General features: G+C 38.1%; 23 protein-coding genes. 17 read left to right on the top strand and 6 right to left on the bottom strand.

The features are described 5' to 3' along the window. Positions 1-10: 10 nt before the first annotated feature. The 3 genes from CSV60_RS07565 (at position 11) to ytvA (ending at position 2,932) form a co-directional block, all read left to right on the top strand. Positions 11-1,075, top strand: coding sequence for an ABC transporter ATP-binding protein (locus CSV60_RS07565; RefSeq protein ID WP_099636521.1), 1,065 nt, complete (start codon positions 11-13; stop codon positions 1,073-1,075). After that, positions 1,075-2,007 carry an ABC transporter ATP-binding protein gene (locus CSV60_RS07560; RefSeq protein WP_099636520.1) on the top strand — a complete coding sequence of 311 codons (933 nt, stop codon included), beginning with the start codon at positions 1,075-1,077 and terminating at the stop codon, positions 2,005-2,007. Before CSV60_RS07565 ends, CSV60_RS07560 begins: the two co-directional genes overlap by 1 nt. Positions 2,008-2,194: 187 nt before the next feature. After that, a complete protein-coding gene (gene ytvA / locus CSV60_RS07555) occupies positions 2,195-2,932 on the top strand; it encodes a YtvA family blue-light photoreceptor (protein ID WP_233189577.1) in 738 nt (245 codons plus the stop codon). A gap of 45 nt (positions 2,933-2,977) precedes the next feature. Here the strand turns inward: ytvA and CSV60_RS07550 are convergent, their stop codons facing one another. Continuing rightward, on the bottom strand, positions 2,978-3,466 hold the full coding sequence (locus tag CSV60_RS07550) for a DinB family protein (RefSeq protein ID WP_099636518.1): 489 nt from the start codon (positions 3,464-3,466) through the stop codon (positions 2,978-2,980). Between the two features lie 78 nt (positions 3,467-3,544). Between CSV60_RS07550 and CSV60_RS07545 the strand changes: the two genes are divergently transcribed. The 6 genes from CSV60_RS07545 to CSV60_RS07520 all read left to right on the top strand — a co-directional run bounded on the left by CSV60_RS07545 (position 3,545) and on the right by CSV60_RS07520 (position 8,035). Next, on the top strand, positions 3,545-4,183 hold the full coding sequence (locus CSV60_RS07545) for a pentapeptide repeat-containing protein (RefSeq protein WP_099631897.1): 639 nt from the start codon (positions 3,545-3,547) through the stop codon (positions 4,181-4,183). Positions 4,184-4,347: 164 nt separating this feature from the next. After that, the gene (locus CSV60_RS07540; RefSeq protein WP_099636517.1) at positions 4,348-4,902 is read left to right on the top strand and encodes a GNAT family N-acetyltransferase; all 555 of its coding nucleotides are present in this window, start codon (positions 4,348-4,350) and stop codon (positions 4,900-4,902) included. A gap of 91 nt (positions 4,903-4,993) precedes the next feature. Continuing rightward, positions 4,994-5,659 carry a peptide-methionine (S)-S-oxide reductase MsrA gene (gene msrA / locus CSV60_RS07535; RefSeq protein WP_099636516.1) on the top strand — a complete coding sequence of 222 codons (666 nt, stop codon included), beginning with the start codon at positions 4,994-4,996 and terminating at the stop codon, positions 5,657-5,659. A gap of 96 nt (positions 5,660-5,755) precedes the next feature. Continuing rightward, complete coding sequence (locus CSV60_RS07530; RefSeq protein WP_099636515.1) at positions 5,756-6,928, top strand: MFS transporter; 1,173 nt, start codon at positions 5,756-5,758, stop codon at positions 6,926-6,928. Between the two features lie 11 nt (positions 6,929-6,939). After that, the gene (locus tag CSV60_RS07525) at positions 6,940-7,530 is read left to right on the top strand and encodes a histidine phosphatase family protein (RefSeq protein ID WP_099636514.1); all 591 of its coding nucleotides are present in this window, start codon (positions 6,940-6,942) and stop codon (positions 7,528-7,530) included. Beyond that, on the top strand, positions 7,514-8,035 hold the full coding sequence (locus tag CSV60_RS07520; protein ID WP_099636513.1) for a YcxB family protein: 522 nt from the start codon (positions 7,514-7,516) through the stop codon (positions 8,033-8,035). Before CSV60_RS07525 ends, CSV60_RS07520 begins: the two co-directional genes overlap by 17 nt. Before the next feature lie 409 nt (positions 8,036-8,444). Here CSV60_RS07520 and CSV60_RS07515 read toward each other — a convergent pair whose 3' ends face one another. After that, complete coding sequence (locus CSV60_RS07515) at positions 8,445-8,636, bottom strand: hypothetical protein (protein ID WP_099631903.1); 192 nt, start codon at positions 8,634-8,636, stop codon at positions 8,445-8,447. Between the two features lie 127 nt (positions 8,637-8,763). Between CSV60_RS07515 and CSV60_RS15830 the strand changes: the two genes are divergently transcribed. The 4 genes from CSV60_RS15830 (at position 8,764) to CSV60_RS16245 (ending at position 11,938) form a co-directional block, all read left to right on the top strand. Next, positions 8,764-8,913: a hypothetical protein gene (locus tag CSV60_RS15830; protein WP_158231669.1), complete on the top strand. Its 150-nt coding sequence runs from the start codon at positions 8,764-8,766 to the stop codon at positions 8,911-8,913. 509 nt (positions 8,914-9,422) lie between these two features. Continuing rightward, positions 9,423-10,244, top strand: a complete 822-nt coding sequence (locus CSV60_RS07505) for a Cof-type HAD-IIB family hydrolase (protein WP_233189570.1) — start codon at positions 9,423-9,425, stop codon at positions 10,242-10,244. Positions 10,245-10,381: 137 nt separating this feature from the next. Further along, on the top strand, positions 10,382-10,918 hold the full coding sequence (locus CSV60_RS07500; protein ID WP_099631905.1) for an acyl-CoA thioesterase: 537 nt from the start codon (positions 10,382-10,384) through the stop codon (positions 10,916-10,918). Between the two features lie 237 nt (positions 10,919-11,155). Beyond that, positions 11,156-11,938 carry an ASCH domain-containing protein gene (locus CSV60_RS16245; protein ID WP_369823602.1) on the top strand — a complete coding sequence of 261 codons (783 nt, stop codon included), beginning with the start codon at positions 11,156-11,158 and terminating at the stop codon, positions 11,936-11,938. Between the two features lie 112 nt (positions 11,939-12,050). On the opposite strand, the gene CSV60_RS07490 is transcribed toward CSV60_RS16245, so the two are convergent. After that, positions 12,051-12,761, bottom strand: a complete 711-nt coding sequence (locus tag CSV60_RS07490; RefSeq protein WP_099636511.1) for a YczE/YyaS/YitT family protein — start codon at positions 12,759-12,761, stop codon at positions 12,051-12,053. A gap of 121 nt (positions 12,762-12,882) precedes the next feature. On the opposite strand from CSV60_RS07490, the gene CSV60_RS07485 reads away from it, so the two are divergent. After that, on the top strand, positions 12,883-13,788 hold the full coding sequence (locus tag CSV60_RS07485) for a LysR family transcriptional regulator (protein ID WP_099636510.1): 906 nt from the start codon (positions 12,883-12,885) through the stop codon (positions 13,786-13,788). Between the two features lie 238 nt (positions 13,789-14,026). Here the strand turns inward: CSV60_RS07485 and tatA are convergent, their stop codons facing one another. Beyond that, entirely contained in the window at positions 14,027-14,239 is a 213-nt protein-coding gene (gene tatA / locus CSV60_RS07480; protein WP_099631908.1) for a twin-arginine translocase TatA/TatE family subunit, read from the bottom strand. Between the two features lie 184 nt (positions 14,240-14,423). Between tatA and CSV60_RS07475 the strand changes: the two genes are divergently transcribed. Genes CSV60_RS07475 through CSV60_RS07465 form a run of 3 tightly spaced genes read left to right on the top strand, consistent with a single transcriptional unit; the run spans position 14,424 to position 18,006 of the window. Beyond that, positions 14,424-15,791 (top strand): spore germination protein, encoded by a 1,368-nt coding sequence (locus tag CSV60_RS07475; protein WP_099636634.1) that lies wholly within the window; start codon positions 14,424-14,426, stop codon positions 15,789-15,791. Beyond that, positions 15,788-16,885, top strand: coding sequence for a GerAB/ArcD/ProY family transporter (locus CSV60_RS07470; RefSeq protein WP_099636509.1), 1,098 nt, complete (start codon positions 15,788-15,790; stop codon positions 16,883-16,885). Before CSV60_RS07475 ends, CSV60_RS07470 begins: the two co-directional genes overlap by 4 nt. Next, entirely contained in the window at positions 16,882-18,006 is a 1,125-nt protein-coding gene (locus CSV60_RS07465; protein ID WP_099636508.1) for a Ger(x)C family spore germination protein, read from the top strand. Before CSV60_RS07470 ends, CSV60_RS07465 begins: the two co-directional genes overlap by 4 nt. Before the next feature lie 359 nt (positions 18,007-18,365). Here the strand turns inward: CSV60_RS07465 and CSV60_RS07460 are convergent, their stop codons facing one another. Together CSV60_RS07460 and CSV60_RS07455 are read right to left on the bottom strand one after the other, a co-directional pair. Then, positions 18,366-18,863, bottom strand: coding sequence for a DUF3231 family protein (locus CSV60_RS07460; protein ID WP_099631911.1), 498 nt, complete (start codon positions 18,861-18,863; stop codon positions 18,366-18,368). 66 nt (positions 18,864-18,929) lie between these two features. Beyond that, positions 18,930-19,412, bottom strand: coding sequence for an antibiotic biosynthesis monooxygenase family protein (locus tag CSV60_RS07455; RefSeq protein WP_304442418.1), 483 nt, complete (start codon positions 19,410-19,412; stop codon positions 18,930-18,932). Positions 19,413-19,568 lie beyond the last annotated feature (156 nt).

Raw genomic sequence — 19,568 nt, 5'->3', positions numbered from 1 at the left:
GGAGAGCAAGTTGACAAAAATATTAGAAGTAAAAGACCTCGAGCTTTCCTTCCACACATTTGCTGGTGAAGTGAAAGCGATTCGTGGCGTTAACTTTGATTTACATAAAGGGGAAACGCTCGCTATCGTAGGTGAGTCTGGATCAGGTAAATCTGTTACGACGAAATCAATCATGCGGCTTCTTCCTGAATCAAGTGCGGAATATAAGAATGGTGAAATTTTATTTGAAGGAAGAGATTTAACGAAAATTCCTGAAAAAAATATGCAAAAGATTCGAGGAAAAGATATATCGATGATTTTTCAGGATCCAATGACTTCATTAAATCCAACTATGACCATTGGAAGACAAATCATGGAGCCGATCTTAAAACACCAGAAGCTCAATAAATCAGCAGCACGTAAAAAGACCATTGAACTATTGAACTTGGTCGGTATACCGAATGCGGAAAATCGGTACAAGATGTACCCTCACCAATTTTCTGGTGGACAGCGTCAGCGAATCGTTATTGCGATTGCGCTTGCATGTAATCCGAAAGTATTGATTGCGGATGAGCCGACAACAGCGCTAGATGTCACGATTCAAGCGCAGATTCTCGAGTTGATGAAAGACATCCAGAAGAAGACCGATACTTCTATCATATTTATCACGCATGACCTTGGTGTAGTAGCAAACGTTGCTGATCGAGTAGCTGTTATGTATGGTGGACGAATCGTCGAAATTGGTACAGTAGATGAAATCTTCTATAATCCACAACATCCTTATACATGGGGCTTACTAAGTTCAATGCCGTCTATGGATTTAGAAGATCAAAAGCTGTATGCGATTCCCGGCACACCTCCAGATTTATTAAATCCTCCAAAAGGTGATGCATTTGCATTGCGCAGTGAATATGCAATGAAGATCGATATGGAGCGTCAACCTCCCTTCTTCAAAGTGAGCGATACACATTACGCAGCGACATGGTTATTGCATTCTCAGGCACCACAGGTTGAACCGCCTGCCCTTATTATTGAGCGTATGAAAACATTCAAAGGTAGCCGGTACTATGTTGATCAGACGGGAGGTACTGTGTGATGTCAGACAATTTAATTGAAGTACGTAACCTTAAACAATATTTTAATGCAGGGAAATCTACTGAAGTCCGTGCGATAGATGATATTAGTTTCACTATAAAACGTGGAGAGACATTTGGTTTAGTAGGGGAGTCAGGTTGCGGTAAATCCACAACAGGACGTACAATGATCCGATTATATGATGCGACAGCAGGTCAAGTTCTCTATAATGGTGTAGATGTACACGCACCAAAAAGTAAAAAGGAAAATCATGAACTGAATAGAAAGATGCAAATGATTTTCCAAGATCCATATGCTTCTTTGAATCCACGGATGAAAGTTTTGGATATTATTGCTGAAGGACTAGATATACATGGTCTAGTAAAAGGTAAAACGGATAGAAAGCAACGTGTAATTGATTTGCTTGAGATTGTTGGCTTAAATCGTGAACATGCTGAGCGTTATCCGCATGAGTTCTCAGGCGGTCAGCGTCAGCGTATCGGAATTGCACGTGCATTAGCGGTGGAGCCCGAATTCATCATTGCGGATGAACCGATATCTGCATTAGACGTTTCAATCCAAGCGCAAGTCGTCAACTTATTGAAAGAATTACAGGCGGAAAAAGGGCTGACATATTTATTTATTGCTCATGATCTATCAATGGTTAAATACATTTCCGATCGTATTGGCGTAATGTACTTCGGCAAACTGGTGGAGATGGCTCCAGCGGATGAATTATATCGAAATCCAATGCATGCTTACACAAAATCTTTGCTGTCAGCGATTCCACTACCTGACCCAATTTATGAACGTTCCCGTGTGCGCCATCCGTATAACCCGAAGGACCATCAATATGGGCCTGACGAAAAAGTGGAATTTCGTGAAGTGGCTCCTGAACATTTTGTCTTATGTTCAGAGAAAGAACTTGCTGAGATGCAAGCCACATATGTATAAAACAACATCCCTCTGATTTGCAAGTATCAGAGGGATGTTTCTTTTTATCATAGCAAAGCCAACGATGATTCAGATGATTTGTATGTTTTATGAAGTAATATGCTACTATTAAAATAATAAATATCATATGAATTGATAGGATGTGTTTAAAATAAAGAAATTAACGGCGGCGGTTCAAAGTCAATTGATGGAAGCGATCATTAATGGAAGTAGAGTTGGAGCTTTGGTAACGGATGATTCGAAAGATGATAATCCAATAATTTTTGCTAACAAAACATTCGAAACGATGACAGGGTATACTCAAGAAGAAGTACTTGGGCGTAATTGTAGATTTCTTCAAGGTAAGGATACAGATCCTAGTACAGTCTCGAAAATTAGAAAAGCGGTTTCAGAAAGAACACCTCTTACAATCGTATTGAAAAACTATAAAAAAGACGGTACGTTATTTTGGAATCGACTCAGTCTTCGTCCAACCGTTATTGATGGGGTGCCATATAGTATTGGTACACAGACAGACGTTTCTGTACAATACAGACAAATAGAAGAGCTACATACAAAGGATCATGAAATAGAACAACTCATGTTACCCATCATGAGAATTTACGATAATCTAGCGGCTGTTTCATTAATTGGTGAAATGACTGAAGAACGTTTTAATTTATTAATTACGAAGCTTAGTGACTACGTTCACTTAAATGAAGTAGATCATGTAATGATTGATATAACGGGTTTATATTGGCAACAAGGAACTTCGATTGATCGGTTGCTAGAAATTCAACAAGTATTAAAGCTTATGGGATGTCAGCTTTATATTACAGGCATCTCGCCAGATCTTGCACATAAATTAGCGTCAGCTAAAGATCCTCAGCAAATATTAAAAACCTTTTCAAGTATTCAGCAAGCCATTTACTATATTCAGCGATAGAGAAAAGACCTCTACCATAACGCAACGTTATGGCAGAGGTCTTTATCAGATACCGAGTTGTTCTTTTACTTCTTTAATCTGTTCAATATGGCGCAGTTCATGATAGCCGACAAATGGAATCCATTGCGTAAGACTCATTTCGCCAAAAACAGGATGGGGAAAGGACTTTACTGCTAATTGATCTTCTGTTGCGTTTTCAGCTATATCATCTAAAGCCGAATGAGTAGCAGAAAGCTTGCTTTTCAAGTCATGGAGAGTAGAAAAATCTGAAGTTGGTTTCACGAAATCAGGCGCATCGACTTTTTTAGAACGATCCACAGTAAGTTGAATCGGCTTTTCTGTAGTGATGTTTTGATCGTCGTCAGCAAGCCTAGTCTGAATAGTTTTAGCAACGCTACCTTCCATTAAGTACAGATGTTGTACAATTTGTTTAATAGACCATTTGTTTTCAGTTGGTTTTTGATTAATTATTTCATCTGACAAGTCTTCTACTTGCGCTAAAAGTTCCTTACGTGCTAGATCATTAATTTCCATAATAGTCACCCCTTCTAATCATGGTACCACTCGTAACACGATAAATCTTTTATAAAAGCTTGAGGAGGAAATCTACTTATGAAAATAAATCAACCTAAAATACCCGAGCATTTAGCGTCGGGACAGTTACAAGACCTGCTTCACGAAGAGGATCCATTCTTGCATAACACAAGTATTGTCGATTCGCGAATTGATGGGCAAACAATTGAACGTGCGCAATTAACAAGTATGCTCATTAGGAATTCCAGCTTTCAAGGAGCAATTTTACCAGAGCTATTTGCTACAGATGTTCGATTTGAAAATTGTGATTTCTCTAGTGCGGACTTGACGGGTATTAGTATTCACCGTGTGAGTTTTTATAATTGCAAAATGTTGGGTGTTAACTTTACAAATGCGCGATTTACGGATGTGTTATTTGAGGAGTGTATATGTAATCTTTCTGCTTTTGCCCATACAAGGTGGGAGAGAGTGTGGTTTGATACCTGCCAAGTGAAAGATGCGGACTTTTTTGATTGTAAACTAAAAAAGACATACTTTATAGAGTGTAATCTGGATGCTGCAAGCTTTGATGAGACACCTCTAAAAGGAGTGGAGATCAACACTTCAGAATTCGAGAGCATGACAGTATCTATAAAAGATTTGGATGGTTGTGTCGTGTCCTCTATGCAGGCGATTCAATTTGCTGCCATGTTGGGATTAGATATTCGTGATGAATAGAGCGACGTAATTAGGTATTAAAAATACTCATGAAAAATAAGATATCATATACTAACCCTCTTCTAATTATGCTAAAAAGCTCCGGCGGTTTTTCCGACAGCTGTAAAGCCAGGGTATAGTGAATGTTTACGGAATAAATTGACGGCTATTAAAGGAGCTATGCTATGTTTGTACATCAAGTGACAGAGGATATTTCATTGAAACTGGTAGGACAGCAAGACGCAGAAGCATTATTCGCTCTTGTAGATGGATCAAGGGAGTACTTACGTGAGTGGTTGCCGTGGGTTGATTCCATGACGGATGTGAATCAGTATGGTTCAATCATAAATGCGTGGCTACGACAATTCGCTGAAGAAGATGGATTCCAGGCAGGGATACTGTATAAAGGAGCTCTGGCAGGTTTTGCAGGATTCCATTCAGTTAACTATACAAATAGGCAAACGAGTATTGGTTATTGGCTAGCTCAAGATTATCAAGGAAAAGGTATAATGACGGCGGTGGTGTCTGCGCTGGTAGATTATGCATTTGAAGAATATGACCTACACCGTGTAGAAATTCGATGCGGTACGGAGAATAAAAGAAGTCGGGCAGTTCCTGAGCGATTAGGATTTAAGAAAGAGGGAGTCATTCGTGACGGCGAGTTTTTATATGACCATTATCATGATTTAATCGTATACGGTATGCTAAAAGATGAGTGGGGAAAGTGTAAAAAAACATAATACGTTTCATACAGAGTCCTTCAAAAAATGGACTCTGTTTTTTATGAAATAATAACGAGTATAGTACAATGAACATAAAGGGGGGATCGCCATGATAACCACTACTGAAATAGATGAAGAGCTAACGAAGAACAGAGTGTTGAAGACCGCGACATTTGGAATGGGATGTTTTTGGGGACCTGAAGCGCGCTTTGGCAGCTTGCCAGGTGTCATTAGAACACGTGTAGGATACACAGGCGGAACTACGCCAGCGCCAACATACCAGACGATGGAAGATCATACTGAAACGATAGAAATTGATTATGACCCGACGAGTATTTCTTACGAGGAAATACTTCTACATTTTTGGCGGAATCATTATCCAAACCGTGATCAATACAAAGGGCAACAATATATTTCATCATTGCGCTATCACAACCTGCAACAAAAACAGATAATCGGTTTAGTCAAGAGGGAAATGGAGATAAAGCTTGGAGAACCAATTGAAACGGAAATCACCCCATTAGGCCATTTTACATTAGCTGAGAACCGCCATCAGAAATATTATTTGAAGCGTTATCCGAATGTATTGGAGCAGTTACATTCATTATATCCTTCTGCAGAGTCGCTGATCCATTCTACATTTGCGGCAAGATTGAATGGATTCGTTAAAGGTTTTGGAACACGTGATCAAATTGTGACTGAAATAGAAAGCTGGCCATTACATGAAAATGCACGACAACAACTCGTTCAGCAGTTCTTGAAAATAAAGTGGTGAAATCACTAAAATTCCGAATCTTTTCTTCTTGTAACTTTATTCTGTGGTTGCTATGATAATCCAATATCAACTTAGAATGAGCGTAGGAGAGAGTAGATGAAAAAGGAAACCATCACGTTAGGTCTGCTACTGACCAATTTACTAATAGCATTTTTGGGAATTGGATTAGTTATACCAGTTATGCCAAGTTTAATGAATGAATTACATATATCGGGTACAGTGGTTGGCTATATGTTCGCGACTTTTGCGATGGCCCAACTGCTTGTTTCACCTTTTTCAGGAAGATGGGTAGATACAGTTGGTCGAAAAAAAATGATTGTCGTTGGGTTAATCATTTTTAGTTCTTCCGAATTCTTGTTCGGGATTGGACAGACCTTGCCGGTATTATTTGCATCCAGGATTCTAGGCGGGATTAGTGCGGCTTTCATTATGCCAGCTGTTACTGCCTTTATTGCAGATATTACAACAATGGAGACTCGTTCAAAGGCATTAGGCTTTATGTCCGCTGCCATATCTACGGGATTTATATTAGGTCCAGGGATTGGCGGATTTCTAGCGATATATGGTACTCGGGTTCCTTTCTTCTTTGCGGGGGGACTCGCTCTTTTTGCAGCGATCTTTTCCTTTATTGCATTGCGTGAACCGGAACGTTATCGAGAATCGGTAGCGGAGGACGCAACTAAACCGGGATTAAAGCGGATCTTTGCGCGTCATTATTTCATTGTCTTTATTATTATATTGATTTTATCTTTTGGTTTAGCTTCATTTGAATCGATTTTCAGCTTGTTCGTTGATCATAAGTTTGGATTCACACCCAAAGACATTGCGATCATCATTACAGGAGGCGGGTTAGTCGGAGCAGTTGCACAAGTCGTATTATTCGACAAGCTCGCGAGAACGATAGGGGAGAAACGTCTAATCTTATTCTGTTTAGTTTTTTCGTCCGTTTTAGTTTTTCTGACAACGTTCGTTCAAAGTTATTTTTCCGTACTGGCCGTTACAATGATTATCTTTGTAGGGTTTGATTTGATACGACCAGCAGCAACCTCTTATTTGTCAAAAATTGCGGGAAATGAACAGGGCTTTGTCGGTGGCATGAACTCGATGTTTACGAGTATTGGAAATGTATTTGGTCCAATCATCGGTGGAGCCTTATTTGATGTCGATGTAGATTATCCGTTCTATTTTGGAGCATTTGTATTATTACTTGGTGTAGTGTTGAATTATATCTGGATCAAAAGAACGCCATCTTTCAGACCTACTATTTAGGGGGGATTGATTTGACCATTATTGGTTTTGTACGGCATGGTGTGACTGCTTGGAATAAAGAAGGGCGTGCACAAGGAAGTTCAAATATACCGTTGGATAAAGAAGGCATAGAGACTGCAAAAAAGTTGGCATTGCGCTTGGCAAATGAGAAATGGGACGTCATTTTTACTAGCCCTATGACACGCGCTAGACAGACAGCAGATTTACTTGCTAGGCAGTCGGGTATTGAAGTCGTGGAAGATGATCGACTGCGTGAGCGTAGTGGCGGGTTGATTGAAGGAACGACGGAACCAGAGCGACAGCAGAAGTGGGGACCACAGTGGAGGGAATTAGATTTAAAGTTTGAAACGGCGGAAAGCGTTGTAGCGCGAGGTCTTGAATTTGTGAATGAACAGATCGAGAAGAATCGACATCAACGTCTGATCGTTGTGAGTCATGGTAGTTTTATCAAACGGATCATTGTGGCTTTAATGGAAGATGAAACATATACAGTCAAGATCGATAATACTTCATTGACTATAATAAATATAGAAGAGAAAAGTTGCTTGCTGTTAAATGATACAGCACACCTTGCGGGAGGAATAAATGGAAATCCAGTATGATTTAACGGAACAAGATGTGGTAGCTTTTAATTTGTATCATGTAAAAACGTCTAAAGTCGGTAAAAATTCATTGCAATGGCAGCGGTATATATCGCCGCTAATATTTTTACTGTTTGCATATTTTTTATCTGTTTTTACAGATATGGCGAAAGGTCCGTTATTTGCTACATTTGGAGTAACGGCTATTCTGCGGGTGATCTTTTATCCTAAGTATTTTTACTTTCATATTACACGGCAAGTGGGCAAGATGCTTAGGGGCGATAAGAATGAAGGGCTTGTTGGAGAACACTCTATGAAGATGAATAAAACAGGTATAATAGATCAGACAGCTGTTGGTGAAACAAACGTACAATGGGCTGGCGTGAAACAACTGATAGAAGACACGGATTATTTCTACATATATACGAGTACGGTAAGCGCATATATCATTCCAAAGCGGGATGTATATTCGGTCGAAGGGCTGAAGAGTTATATCCAACAACGGATGATCACGGAAATAGGGTAAATAAAAGAATCAGAGGCTACTGAGCCCCTGATTTTTATTTTCCTAAGTGACGATATTACCAAAAAGAAATAAGTAATATAAAACCAGATTCAACCGCGATGAATCCGGCGAATAGACGATTTTGCATCTTCACTTGAAATTTATGTTGAACGATATCATGTTGTACGAGATAGGTGTTGATCAATGCAGGTTGCTCTAAAAATGGCGGAGTTTTTGGTGCATAACTGCGGACCTGTCCAACACCGTTTAATACTGTGCATTGGAATTCTATTCTATTCGTAAATGGGTTCTTATCTTTACTCTTTTTCTTTGCCCATTTAACTAAATGAGCTCGTGTGAGAGCAAGTACATCTATTTCGGAAACTAGCAGAACGCTTCATAGGTAGCACTTCTTTCTGCAAAAAAGTATTTACTTTTTAGTTGGTTTCATTTCTTTCAATCCAATTCTCATAGCAGCTATAGCACATGTAACATTTAATATAATTGCGATCGCTAAAAACAGCCACTTTAATTTTTCAGGTAAATCGAGAAAGACCGCTAAAAATAAAAATGTGAAGCCGATGACAAGCATGGACAAATAGATAGCCAATTTCTTAGACACAAGTAGTCCACCTTTCCTAAATTCTACCCTTATTGTATCATGAAAAAACAGGTAATTAAAAACGTGTGTTTTTATTTCATGAATCTGGGGAATAATAAAGTTACTTAATCAGACAGGAGTGTGGAAAATGACAAAGAGTTATGCAGATACACCTAAAGATGATAAAGATAAGAGTTCAGCGAAATTAGCTAATGATGCAGCAAAAAAAGCTGAAGAACAAGTAGAAGAAATAAAGAAGGAAGCAAGAGAACAAGTAAAAAAAGAAAATAAGGAATGACAAAAAGCGATTATTTCCTCGGAAATAATCGCTTTTTCATCCAATTCATTTACTTTAGCAAATAATGTAACATACGCTCCTTATCATCAAAAAACTGCTTCATGATTTGGTAGTGACTTGTTTCTTCCAGCGGTGTTTCTTGCACACCTTCATCTGTGAATTCGAGGATTATTGCACCAGCAAAGGATAGTAGAATTGGGGAATGTGTTGCAATTATAAACTGTGAGTCTTCACTAACTAAATCGTGAATCCTGCTCAACATAGACAGTTGACGCATTGGTGATAAAGCTGCTTCGGGCCATCCAGTAAGTAAATGCCCATAACCTCCATCTAGTACTTCTAAATAAATATACTGTAGAAAAAGAATAACCGGCTATTATGAAAATATCAAATAGCATTTTTTTAGTTTTAGCACATGTATATTGAACTTTCGAGCAACTTCAAGGCATATGTGATCAGTAATTGATAAACTACGAGATAGACAACGAGAAATGAAAGGGGTTTACAAAGTGAATCAAGATAAAAAAATAGTGTTTTTTGATTTAGATGGAACATTAATGAACCATGACAAAACAATTTTAGAATCGACGAAACAATCTCTTAAGGCACTACGCGACAAAGGCATATACACTGTAATTTGTACTGGTAGAGCTCCACTTATGTTCAAATGGTTGCTAGAAGAACTTTCATTTGATTCCTATGTTTCCATGAACGGGCAGCATGTGGTACTGGAAGGGGAAGTAATTTACTCGAATCCTATGAAGCCAGAAGTTATACAACAACTTACCGAACTTGCGCATAAACAAGGACATGGATTGACATACTCCACGTTTGAATCGTTCGTGTCGAACGTCGAAGAACATCCTCTTGTTCAGGAAGGAACTGCACGTTTAAAAATACCGTACCCACCTGTAGATCCTAACGTATATTCTCATTCTGTTGTGAATCAAGTGCAAATTTACTCTACTCCAAAGGAAACTGAAAAGTATATGGAGTTATTCAAGGATTATTCCTTTATTAGGTGGGATGAAAACTCCGTAGATATGTTGCCTGAAGGGGCTTCTAAGGCCATCGGTATACAAAAAATGCTTGAGCATATGGATATCCCTGTTGAAAACAGTTATGCATTTGGAGATGGTGCCAATGATATGCAAATGATCGAGACAGTAGGTATTGGGGTAGCAATGGAAAATGCTATACCCGAATTAAAAAAAGTAGCGGATCACGTGACTGCATCTTGTTCAGAAGATGGTATTATGAAAGGCTTGATCAGTTTAGGGTTGTTAGAGGAAAAAGATATTCCGTTGCTGCATGAAAGTATGAAGAGGTAATTCAAAAAGTGTGAAAAAACATTCTTGACAGTTCTGTGAACGAAGAGTATATTAAGATGATATACAAAAAAATGTTTGACTTTTCAAATTAATTATAGAGTAATTTGGTTCATATCTTGGAGGAGGCCATATTTACAATGAAACTAGAAAAGCAGTGTCGGGAATCAAGGGTCGTACGAACGAGCAGAGTATTTCCAAACGATGTAAACAACCATAATACATTGTTTGGCGGACGTTTAATGAGCGATATTGATCAAATTGCATCGATTTCAGCAGCTCGACACAGCAGAGCAGACTGTGTGACGGCATCTATGGATTCCGTAGACTTTCTGTATCCAATCCGTCCTTCCGATTCAGTCTGCTTTGAGTCATATGTGACTTGGACTGGAAAATCTTCCATGGAGATTTTCGTGAAAGTGATTGCGGAAGATTTGGCAACTGGTAATTGTAAAATTGCAGCCACCTCATTGTTAACATTTGTTGCATTGGATGAGAATAAAAAGCCATTGACTGTTCCGCGTGTCATTCCAGAAACCGAAGAAGAAAAATATTTACATGAAACTGCACCACAGCGCGCAGAGATCCGTAGAATGCGTAAACAGCAAAGCAAAGACTTAGCTTCAGTTTTAACGAATAACTATCCATGGCATGATCCTGTACAAGTGAATGCATAAAAATACTCAGTCAACCCGGTTTGACTGAGTATTTTTAAAAATCATGTATAATATGTAACTTAGTGTTCCATACTACTAATAGATAGGACGTTCTCTAATTACTTTTCTTGGAGGATACCTATCTTTTTATTGTTCAAAAATATATTCATCTATATAAAACGTCTTGCCATAACAAACAATAGTTAATTACAGCTATAATGAGAAGTATCATAGTAGAGTTAGGGGTTGGATTTGTTTATGGTTAAAATGATTACTGCAGAGGAATTATTCAGGAAGATACAAACTGAACAAGCACTTGTACTAGTAGATGTACGTGCTGAGGATAAATATAATCAATTCCATATCGAAGCTAACACGGTGGAGGATATAAACGTGCCGAAAACGGAAATCTATATGTTAGATGATGAAGTGGAGAATGTGCTCCCACAGTTGCCGAAGAATAGAGAAATGATTATTACGTGTACAACAGGAAATTCTGCAACTAAATGTGCTAACATCCTCTCTAGTAGAGATTACGATGTTACGGTATTGGAAGGCGGAATTACTGCGTGGAAAGAATATATTAGTAAAGAGTCAATTGAGCGGGTATGGGAAGAATTCAAAAGTACACATCCCGATGCGCCTGAAAAGTACGTAGCTTGGTCATTTGGTAATTCAAAACAAATGGCGGATGAACTTGCTTCATTGGTAGTAGAGGGAACTAAAACGGCGACTTCTTCTAACTACACGCTTTATGAATTAGAAAATGAACCGTTACCAATGGTAGGTCTTCACAATATTATTCTGGATGGCAATGGAATAGCGGTCGCAGTCGTAGAAAATATAGCAGTAAAAGTAGTGCCTTTCAATGAAGTGACGGAACAACATGCATATTTGGAAGGTGAAGGGCATCGTTCATTGCGTTATTGGCAAGAAGTTCATGAAAAGTTTTTCACGAATGAATTAAAAGAAGTTAATCAAGATTTCCATCATGAAATTCCAGTAATTTGTGAAACGTTTAAATTGGTGTTTAAGAACTAAATCTGTCATGGAGAATGATTGGGCTAACAGTAAGTATAGATAATAGCATTCAATGATAGGAAAAGGAGATGTTAAAGCCGTATTCATTACGACTTTTAACATCTCCTCTTGTTTATGGAAATTGTTGTTGAATAGGTTCAACTCCTTCTTTTTCTTCTATCGTTATATCCTCTTTACTTTTACACACCCAGCTCTGAAGTAATGGCTGGAATCGCGGCATCATCTTGCCAAGGATTTTCCCGATAAAGTATGCGGCTAGAATGGTTCCAATCCCAATGGCTCCTAGCGATTGAAGAAATACTAAGCAAATGATACCCGCAAGTGCAACGTTTAGTAAATCACTGGATATTTTCGCTTTGCCAAATTTCATATTAAAACGTTCACTTACAACATAGGTTAGTGCATCATAAGGCATTAAAGGCAATCCTGCTGAAAAATAGGCTAACAATCCAGCAGATATAATATATAAACTTATGAAAAGGAATAGATATTTACCTACTAATGTGTCAGGTGTAGGAAGTATCTGCACAATGGCTAATGTAACATCCATGAACAGACCAAATAGAAATACAATAATTAACTGAACAACAAATTCACGTAATCCGATATGTTTTTTATTCAATAGAATCTGTGCCAAAATGAATAAGATGTTTGCAAGTATTGTCGTGATCCCGATTGTCAACCCCGACGTAAGGGAGATCGCGTAAGCTAGTGATGAAACAGGAGAAACTCCAAGGTTAGCCTGGATAGAGAAACTAACGCCCAGAGATAATAAAAATAAACCTATTACATATAGGGTAAGTCGTTTGGAAATATTATTCATCTGGATGAAAACCTCTGCTTTCGATATGTGATTCAACTAATTTTATCACGCAAAGGGAGATATAAATAATATATAATAATGAAAGACGACATATTAAATAGTTTATAACGGAGTGGGAATCATGGATATTAAACAGTTGCATTATTTTAAGGAGATTGTAGACCAAGAAAGTATTTCGAAAGCAGCGCTCATACTACACATTGCTCAACCGCCACTCAGTCAACAATTAAAAAGGCTGGAGACGGAGCTTGGCACAACATTGATTCACCGCTATCGACAAAAATGGGAGCTGACAGAAACAGGGCACATCCTGTACCAATATGCAAAAAGGTTATTGCGTAGCATGGAAGATGTTAAGAAAGAAATTGAGGAAATTGAAAGTGGCAGTGCAGGCACATTACGTATTGGAGTTTCGTCTGCCTGCTTGAATTTGCTTGTCGACTACATCAGTATATATCGTAAACAGTTTCCGGATATCAAAATCAGCATTGAAAAAGGAAGTTCCGAGGAATTGTTAAAGAAGCTGGATCATAAAGAAATTGAAGTGGCTTTGTTATTACGACTAGAAAATAGTGCACATTGTGATGTATTAGAGTTAAAACAACAGGAATACGTGGTGGTAAGTCCGCGCAGCTGGGGAAATGTTTTTTCATCCGAGGACGTTACATTTCAAGATCTCGCCAAGCATCCTTTTATTATGCTTGCTGCCATGGAAGGACACTCTTACTATGAAAAGATCCTAAAAGCTTTTGAAGAAGCGCATACTACTCCTAATATTGTAATGGAAAGCAAAGATCTGACAACTGTTATCGCAATGGTTAGTAAAGGTTTAGGATTTTCTATTATTCCACGTGTAGCATATGCGGTACCAATGGACCAATTGAAGATTTATGAATTAAAGCAATTTGATTTTCGTGTTGAACCAGTCATGATTAAGACAAAGAATGAACAAGTTTCCAAAGCAACATCCCAATTTTGGGAGTTAGTAGATTCTGTACATATCAACATTCGCCGTGACTCTCGATAACCCGTATGGCTTGATGGCAACTCTAATTGAAGATGTTGGAGGTACAGTGAGATGCTTAATGAAACTTTTACTAATACAAACTCTTCCAGTATTAAGCAAGCACGTACCGAAATGAAGTGAATAGGATAAATCAGCAAATACTGTCTTTCATGCTGTATCTGATTGTACCTTAATCTGCATAGAATCATACATGAAAAAGCCAATCACATTAGTGGTTGGCTTTTTCACGTATAGAATATTACTTCACTTGATCTTTAGCATCAACTTGTTGCACTTCTATCTTCTTAGGCTCATCATCGTCATCCATGATGTCTTTTGCCGATTTTTTGAATTCAGATAATGTTTTTCCTACTGCCGAACCAATTTCAGGTAATTTTCGGGGGCCAAACAAAATTAATATAATTACTAAAATAATGATTAAGCCAGGTACTCCAATTGCTGCTAAGTTCATAGGGAATCCTCCTTTCATAGCTTCAAAAAATGTAGTCCTCTGTATACCATAACCCATTTGGCATCTAATAAAACACTATTTGAAAATTTAATTGTGGAGGAGTATTCCTCCTCTCTTATGATTAAACTTCCATTCATTGGACAAACTAACAACTAACTTGTTCGATGAGAAAGAAGTGATGAGTATGGATGAAACAACCAGTCATACAGAACCACCTGCATACTTTACACGTTTGGCTAAACGATTGGAACCCACTTCGGATATAGTGAAAAAAACCTTAAAAAGTAAAGATCGAATCGTGCATTTGCTATATTTGAAAAGTGTAGTGGATATTATGCAACTACAAGAAATTGTCGTAAAACCTTTCTATGAGATGTCAGCAGATCAGAACTTTGCGGAGTATATTTTTTCATTACCTTATGAAACCAAGATGCCAACTGGAGATGAAGAGGTTCTTATAGAAATTACGAAGGGTAATGTTTTTGTCATGATTGACAAGCAAATAACGTTACTTGAGTTAAAAGTGGTAGCTGCCAATGCAGTGCAAGAAGCCATTATGGAACCTACAATTCACGGTCCTCAACTCGGACTTAGTGAGAGTATAGAGACGAATATTAATCTAATGCGGCAACGTTATCACAAGCCGTCCTTGATAATTGAACCAATCCAATTGGAAGATGTATCAAACCGCGATATTGCATTAATTTACGATGGAGAAAAAGTAAAACCTCACCTACTGAAGAAAATAAGAGCTTGCATTCTCACATTGGATGTAGAGCTGGTTCAAGCAAGTGGAGACTTACAATATTACTTAAACAATAAAAAATACAGCTTGTTTCCAACGAGTCTTCTGACTGAGCGACCGGATCGGATTCTTCATAATGTGGCGGGTGGAAAAGTCATTATCTTAGTAGATGGAAGCCCTCACGCAATTATTGCTCCTACAACATTCTTTGATTTTATGCTATCGATGGAAGATGCATATTATTCCTTTTGGGTAGTAACGCTTATACGATTTCTTCGATATGCGGGATTGTTTACATGTATTATGCTGCCAGCTATATATGTTGGCGTCACATCGTATACACCGGAAGTCCTCAGATCTGAACTTGCGCTAACAGTGGCAGCGAGCAGGATTGGTGTTCCGTACCCATCATTTATTGAAGTGTTTTTCATGTTGATATTTATCGAACTACTGACAGAAGCTAGTATGCGGTTGCCCAATAGCATAAGCGCTACGGCTACAACAGTTGGAGGATTAATTCTTGGAACCGCGGCAGTAGAAGCTGCATTGACTTCGAACATCATGGTCATCGTCGTCTCACTTGTAGCGATTTCCACATTTGTTATCCCAATCAGTGAAATGAATTATGCTGTTCGAGTCTGCCGTTTTTTACTATTGGTATATACGACGTTGTTTGGTATTGCAGGTATGATGCTTGGAATGCTTGGACTGTTGTTGTATTTGGTAAACAAAGACAGTTTCGGAGAACCGTATTTACGAATGTTTTGGAAGAATAGACGAGAAGAATTAGAGGCGGATGATTCATGAGCAGGTTTGTCTATTTTTTACTCATATCCAACATGATTGCCAATCTTATTGCTTCCAGTCCGAGAATCTTATTCGGAAAAAGTGAAGAAGGGGCGATTGTCACGATGATCATCGCACTGTTTTTTGGGGTATTTATCAACTGGGTATTAATCACTTTCTTTAAAGCATTTCCAGGGAAGAGTTTACCACACATTTTATCGCTATATTTATCGAAGTGGATAGCAATTCCTACATTATTTATCCTGGGAATTGTTTGGTATGTTTCAGGTATGCAGACACTGATTACATATATAGATATTCTTTTACGATTTATAACACCTGAAATGTCTGTTTATTTAATAATTGCGATGTTCATACCGGTGATTACTTTTGGAGTAATCATGCAAAGTCGAAATATATTATTTACACTTGAATTGGTGTTTGTTTTGTCGTTTCCTGTTGCTGCATATTACGTAGTCAAACTCTATTTTTCTGAACAGGTCAGTTGGAATCATGTGGCGATTGCGATGACTTTTATCGATAACCCACCCGATTATACAGTGTTTTCTACGGTGACGTATTTATTCGTTGGAGCTTTTGATATCATAATTTTCAACTCGCTCCTAAAGAAAAAAATGACTTTCGGTATTAAACAAGCACTAATAATATTTATTTTGGGAGCATTTGCGATTTTCACTACTTACTTTATACCAATTGGCGTTTTAGGATTTGATCAAGTGGAAAGTATCCTGTACCCATGGATTCTGACTAGTGACTCTATTCGAATGAAGTTCGGGGTAATTGAGCGCGTAATATTTATCTTTTTGCTACTATTGTTAGCGATTGCCTTTTTAAATATTACAATTCATTGGCATGTCGCTTGTAAATTATTTCAGAGTGCGTTTGGTATAGAACAATTGAAAATAAAGTTGCGTGAAAAAATCAGCCTTGGAATAGTGGTTGTAGTATTCTGGTCCATTGCAATCTATACAACATTAAAAGTAACCGAATACGATCTATTTCTCTATAGTAAGTATTACTTTAATTCGATACCCATTATATTAATTGGTCTGATGGTTCTTATGCTTGTAGTGAATAGGAGGGCGAAGATTTGAAATTCCTCTCATTAAGTAAATGGTTTCTGATGGTTTTATGCATCAGTGGTATGTTAATACAATATGGCTGTGCTTTTAAAGATATAGATAAACGCCTTTTTGTGTCTGCGATTGGGATTGATCCTGCGGAAAATGTAGAAAATGGATATAAAGTAACAGTGAAGGTGGCTTTGCCCTTTGGCGCTATTAAAGATTCCGCTAAGCCGAGTTTTGCGTACCTTTCACGTGAAGGACATTCAATAGGCGAAGCGATTCGTATGCTGGAGACACATATAGACAAGGTGTTAGAACTTGGTCATATGAAAACAATTATTGTTCATGAAAAACTTCTGAGAAATGATATGCAAACTTTTATGGATTATTTTATTCGACGCGGTGATATCCAATTAATCTCATATGTTGCAGGGGCCAGACCTTCTGCCGAAACTATTCTAAAAGTCGAGCCCAAAACTGAAGCGCCAGCATCAGTTGCTTTAATCAACTTTTTTGGAGCAACAGCGAATGATAGTCCGTATGTCGTGACGACTTTTTTGTTTCAATTGCGAAGAGATATACTCGCAGATGGTATTAATCCTGTTCTACCATTAATTGAGACGAATGAAAAAGGTGATGAATTAATAGTAAATCATTCTGTAGTAGTTGATGGGAGAGAAGATCCCACTGTTTTGTCAACTATTGAAACGAAATACTTCAATTCATTATTGAAAAATTCAACAGGACTTACCTATCTAGTCAAAAAAGGAAGCCTCGAGTTATTATTGAACATTAGCCAAAGTAAAATGACCTATCAATTTGTACCGAGGGAAGGAAGCGGAGCGCCACGTGCGATAGATATGCATATTGTGATGAAAGGAATTATAGGTGAATCCAATAAAGATTTATCTATTGCCAAGTTGGATGAGTATAATCGATTGGCCTCAAAAGAAGTGAAACAAAAAATCCTGCACTTTCTAATTAAAATGCAAGAGGAGAATCTAGACCCATTTGGCTTTGGTTTACATTACCGTACTACACGGTTGTATACAGAAGATCTATTTACTGCGTGGCAAAAAGCATACCCCGATATAGAATTTAAAGTTACTGTGGAAGTCAAACTACAAGGAACAGGAACAATAGAATAATTAGTAGAACAACGTCATTACAGTATGGGATGACGTTGTTCTACTAGGTTTTATGAAGGTCTTTTTACCTTTTATGATTACGTCTCTCTTGGTTTTCTAGGTTAGCGGGTTGCCTGCATTTCTGATCGAAGGTAAACTCCTCACCAAACTCCGTACTATCTAGCCGCTGGAGTCGCTGATACTATACAGGTTGTTCTTGTTGTTTTCTTCTTAGGCTTACGATTCTTCATGTGTATACTCATCCTTCCTTATGATGATATGATTTCTCCCATAGTTAGAATGAGCACAACCACAGAACCTATTCATAATAAGAAAAAACTTCATCGAGCATATACACGCTCGGTGAAGTTATGTGATAATCAGTTTAAATGCAATGGCGGAGGGATAATCCAACCTTTTGATTTATTCAAGCTCAGCAACTTGGCACCAAATGCAACTTTCTCCATGTGACACTTTGCAAACATGGCTGCAACGTCTTCACGTAGACATTGACCCATAGCCATACTACAAGAAACGAGTCCTTGTCCAACATTAATAGAAATAGCGCCGCTGATTTCAGGGTCCATAAAGCGTGCGCCTGCAGGAATATCTTCAGCATTTGCTTTCGGTCTTTCCGGAAGTGCAGGTGGTGGTGTGATGCCATTTGCTTTCAGTACTTTACCGAACTCTTTATTTTCAGCCTTCATCATCTTAATTGCTTCTTCAAGTAGACGAATAAGATCCTCATCTTCTGCGTGATTGACGAAAGCCTCATAGCCACTGATCAGACCGTTATTTGCACCCATAAACGCCCAGATAGCAGTGATTTCACCGTAATGCATAGGTTGATCTTTTGGATTACCATCTAAAATACCCACAAAAACACTCTCCTCATCATTATTTTCACTTCAAGAGTAGTCTTTGCAAATATCGCTTATTTATACTTATTTTTTATAAGTCGTAACAAATGAAGGTCCCGAGAAGATATTAGGACGTTGATCGACACCATCTTCCGTGCCGCGTTTCGCATGCGCTTTTCCGTAAGCCTGTGATTCTTGCCAATTTTTGAAGGATTCTTCGTCTTCCCACATAGTCAAAATCACATATGTGCCAGAGTGTACGGGTCGCAATACGCGTATCGCTACGAATCCTGGTTCTGCCTCTATTAGACGTGCGCGATTATTAAAGCGTTGTTCAAAAATCTCTCTTCCTTCTTCAGTTACTGGAATATTGTTTAATACAGCGAAACGCCCAGATGGAAGATCTCCGCTTTGATCCAAAACATCGTATTCGATTGCATTGTCTAGAGTTGTTTCCTGTTCTTGCAGTACAAGCACTTCTTCATCATTATTCATTAGTGAAGCACGTGCTTCTTCTGGTAAGTTACCTGATTCCTCCAGTGGCCCTGTCCATTTAAATAATTTCAATTTAAACACCTCATCTTTTTCTTTTTATAATTAGTTTATAGTATAACGTAGAAAGGAAAATGCTTTCAATGAATAAGGAAGCAGTGCTAGTAGCTTGATATTAAAAATACGCCAATGCACTAGATGTAGTAAAGAAATGTGTAAAGGCATGTGATC

This window comes from Sporosarcina sp. P7, from assembly GCF_002743425.1.
GTDB lineage: Bacteria > Bacillota > Bacilli > Bacillales_A > Planococcaceae > Sporosarcina.
Note: the sequence above shows the minus strand (reverse complement) of the source record. Positions and strands in the feature narration are given on the sequence as shown.

Coding starts and splice junctions, on each gene's coding strand:
- CSV60_RS07560 (WP_099636520.1), top strand. CDS start 1,075: ATGTCAGACAATTTAATTGAAGTACGTAACCTTAAACAATATTTTAAT.
- ytvA (WP_233189577.1), top strand. CDS start 2,195: ATGGAAGCGATCATTAATGGAAGTAGAGTTGGAGCTTTGGTAACGGAT.
- CSV60_RS07550 (WP_099636518.1), bottom strand. CDS start 3,466: ATGGAAATTAATGATCTAGCACGTAAGGAACTTTTAGCGCAAGTAGAA.
- CSV60_RS07545 (WP_099631897.1), top strand. CDS start 3,545: ATGAAAATAAATCAACCTAAAATACCCGAGCATTTAGCGTCGGGACAG.
- CSV60_RS07540 (WP_099636517.1), top strand. CDS start 4,348: ATGTTTGTACATCAAGTGACAGAGGATATTTCATTGAAACTGGTAGGA.
- msrA (WP_099636516.1), top strand. CDS start 4,994: ATGATAACCACTACTGAAATAGATGAAGAGCTAACGAAGAACAGAGTG.
- CSV60_RS07530 (WP_099636515.1), top strand. CDS start 5,756: ATGAAAAAGGAAACCATCACGTTAGGTCTGCTACTGACCAATTTACTA.
- CSV60_RS07520 (WP_099636513.1), top strand. CDS start 7,514: ATGGAAATCCAGTATGATTTAACGGAACAAGATGTGGTAGCTTTTAAT.
- CSV60_RS15830 (WP_158231669.1), top strand. CDS start 8,764: ATGACAAAGAGTTATGCAGATACACCTAAAGATGATAAAGATAAGAGT.
- CSV60_RS07500 (WP_099631905.1), top strand. CDS start 10,382: ATGAAACTAGAAAAGCAGTGTCGGGAATCAAGGGTCGTACGAACGAGC.
- CSV60_RS16245 (WP_369823602.1), top strand. CDS start 11,156: ATGGTTAAAATGATTACTGCAGAGGAATTATTCAGGAAGATACAAACT.
- CSV60_RS07490 (WP_099636511.1), bottom strand. CDS start 12,761: ATGAATAATATTTCCAAACGACTTACCCTATATGTAATAGGTTTATTT.
- CSV60_RS07485 (WP_099636510.1), top strand. CDS start 12,883: ATGGATATTAAACAGTTGCATTATTTTAAGGAGATTGTAGACCAAGAA.
- tatA (WP_099631908.1), bottom strand. CDS start 14,239: ATGAACTTAGCAGCAATTGGAGTACCTGGCTTAATCATTATTTTAGTA.
- CSV60_RS07475 (WP_099636634.1), top strand. CDS start 14,424: ATGGATGAAACAACCAGTCATACAGAACCACCTGCATACTTTACACGT.
- CSV60_RS07470 (WP_099636509.1), top strand. CDS start 15,788: ATGAGCAGGTTTGTCTATTTTTTACTCATATCCAACATGATTGCCAAT.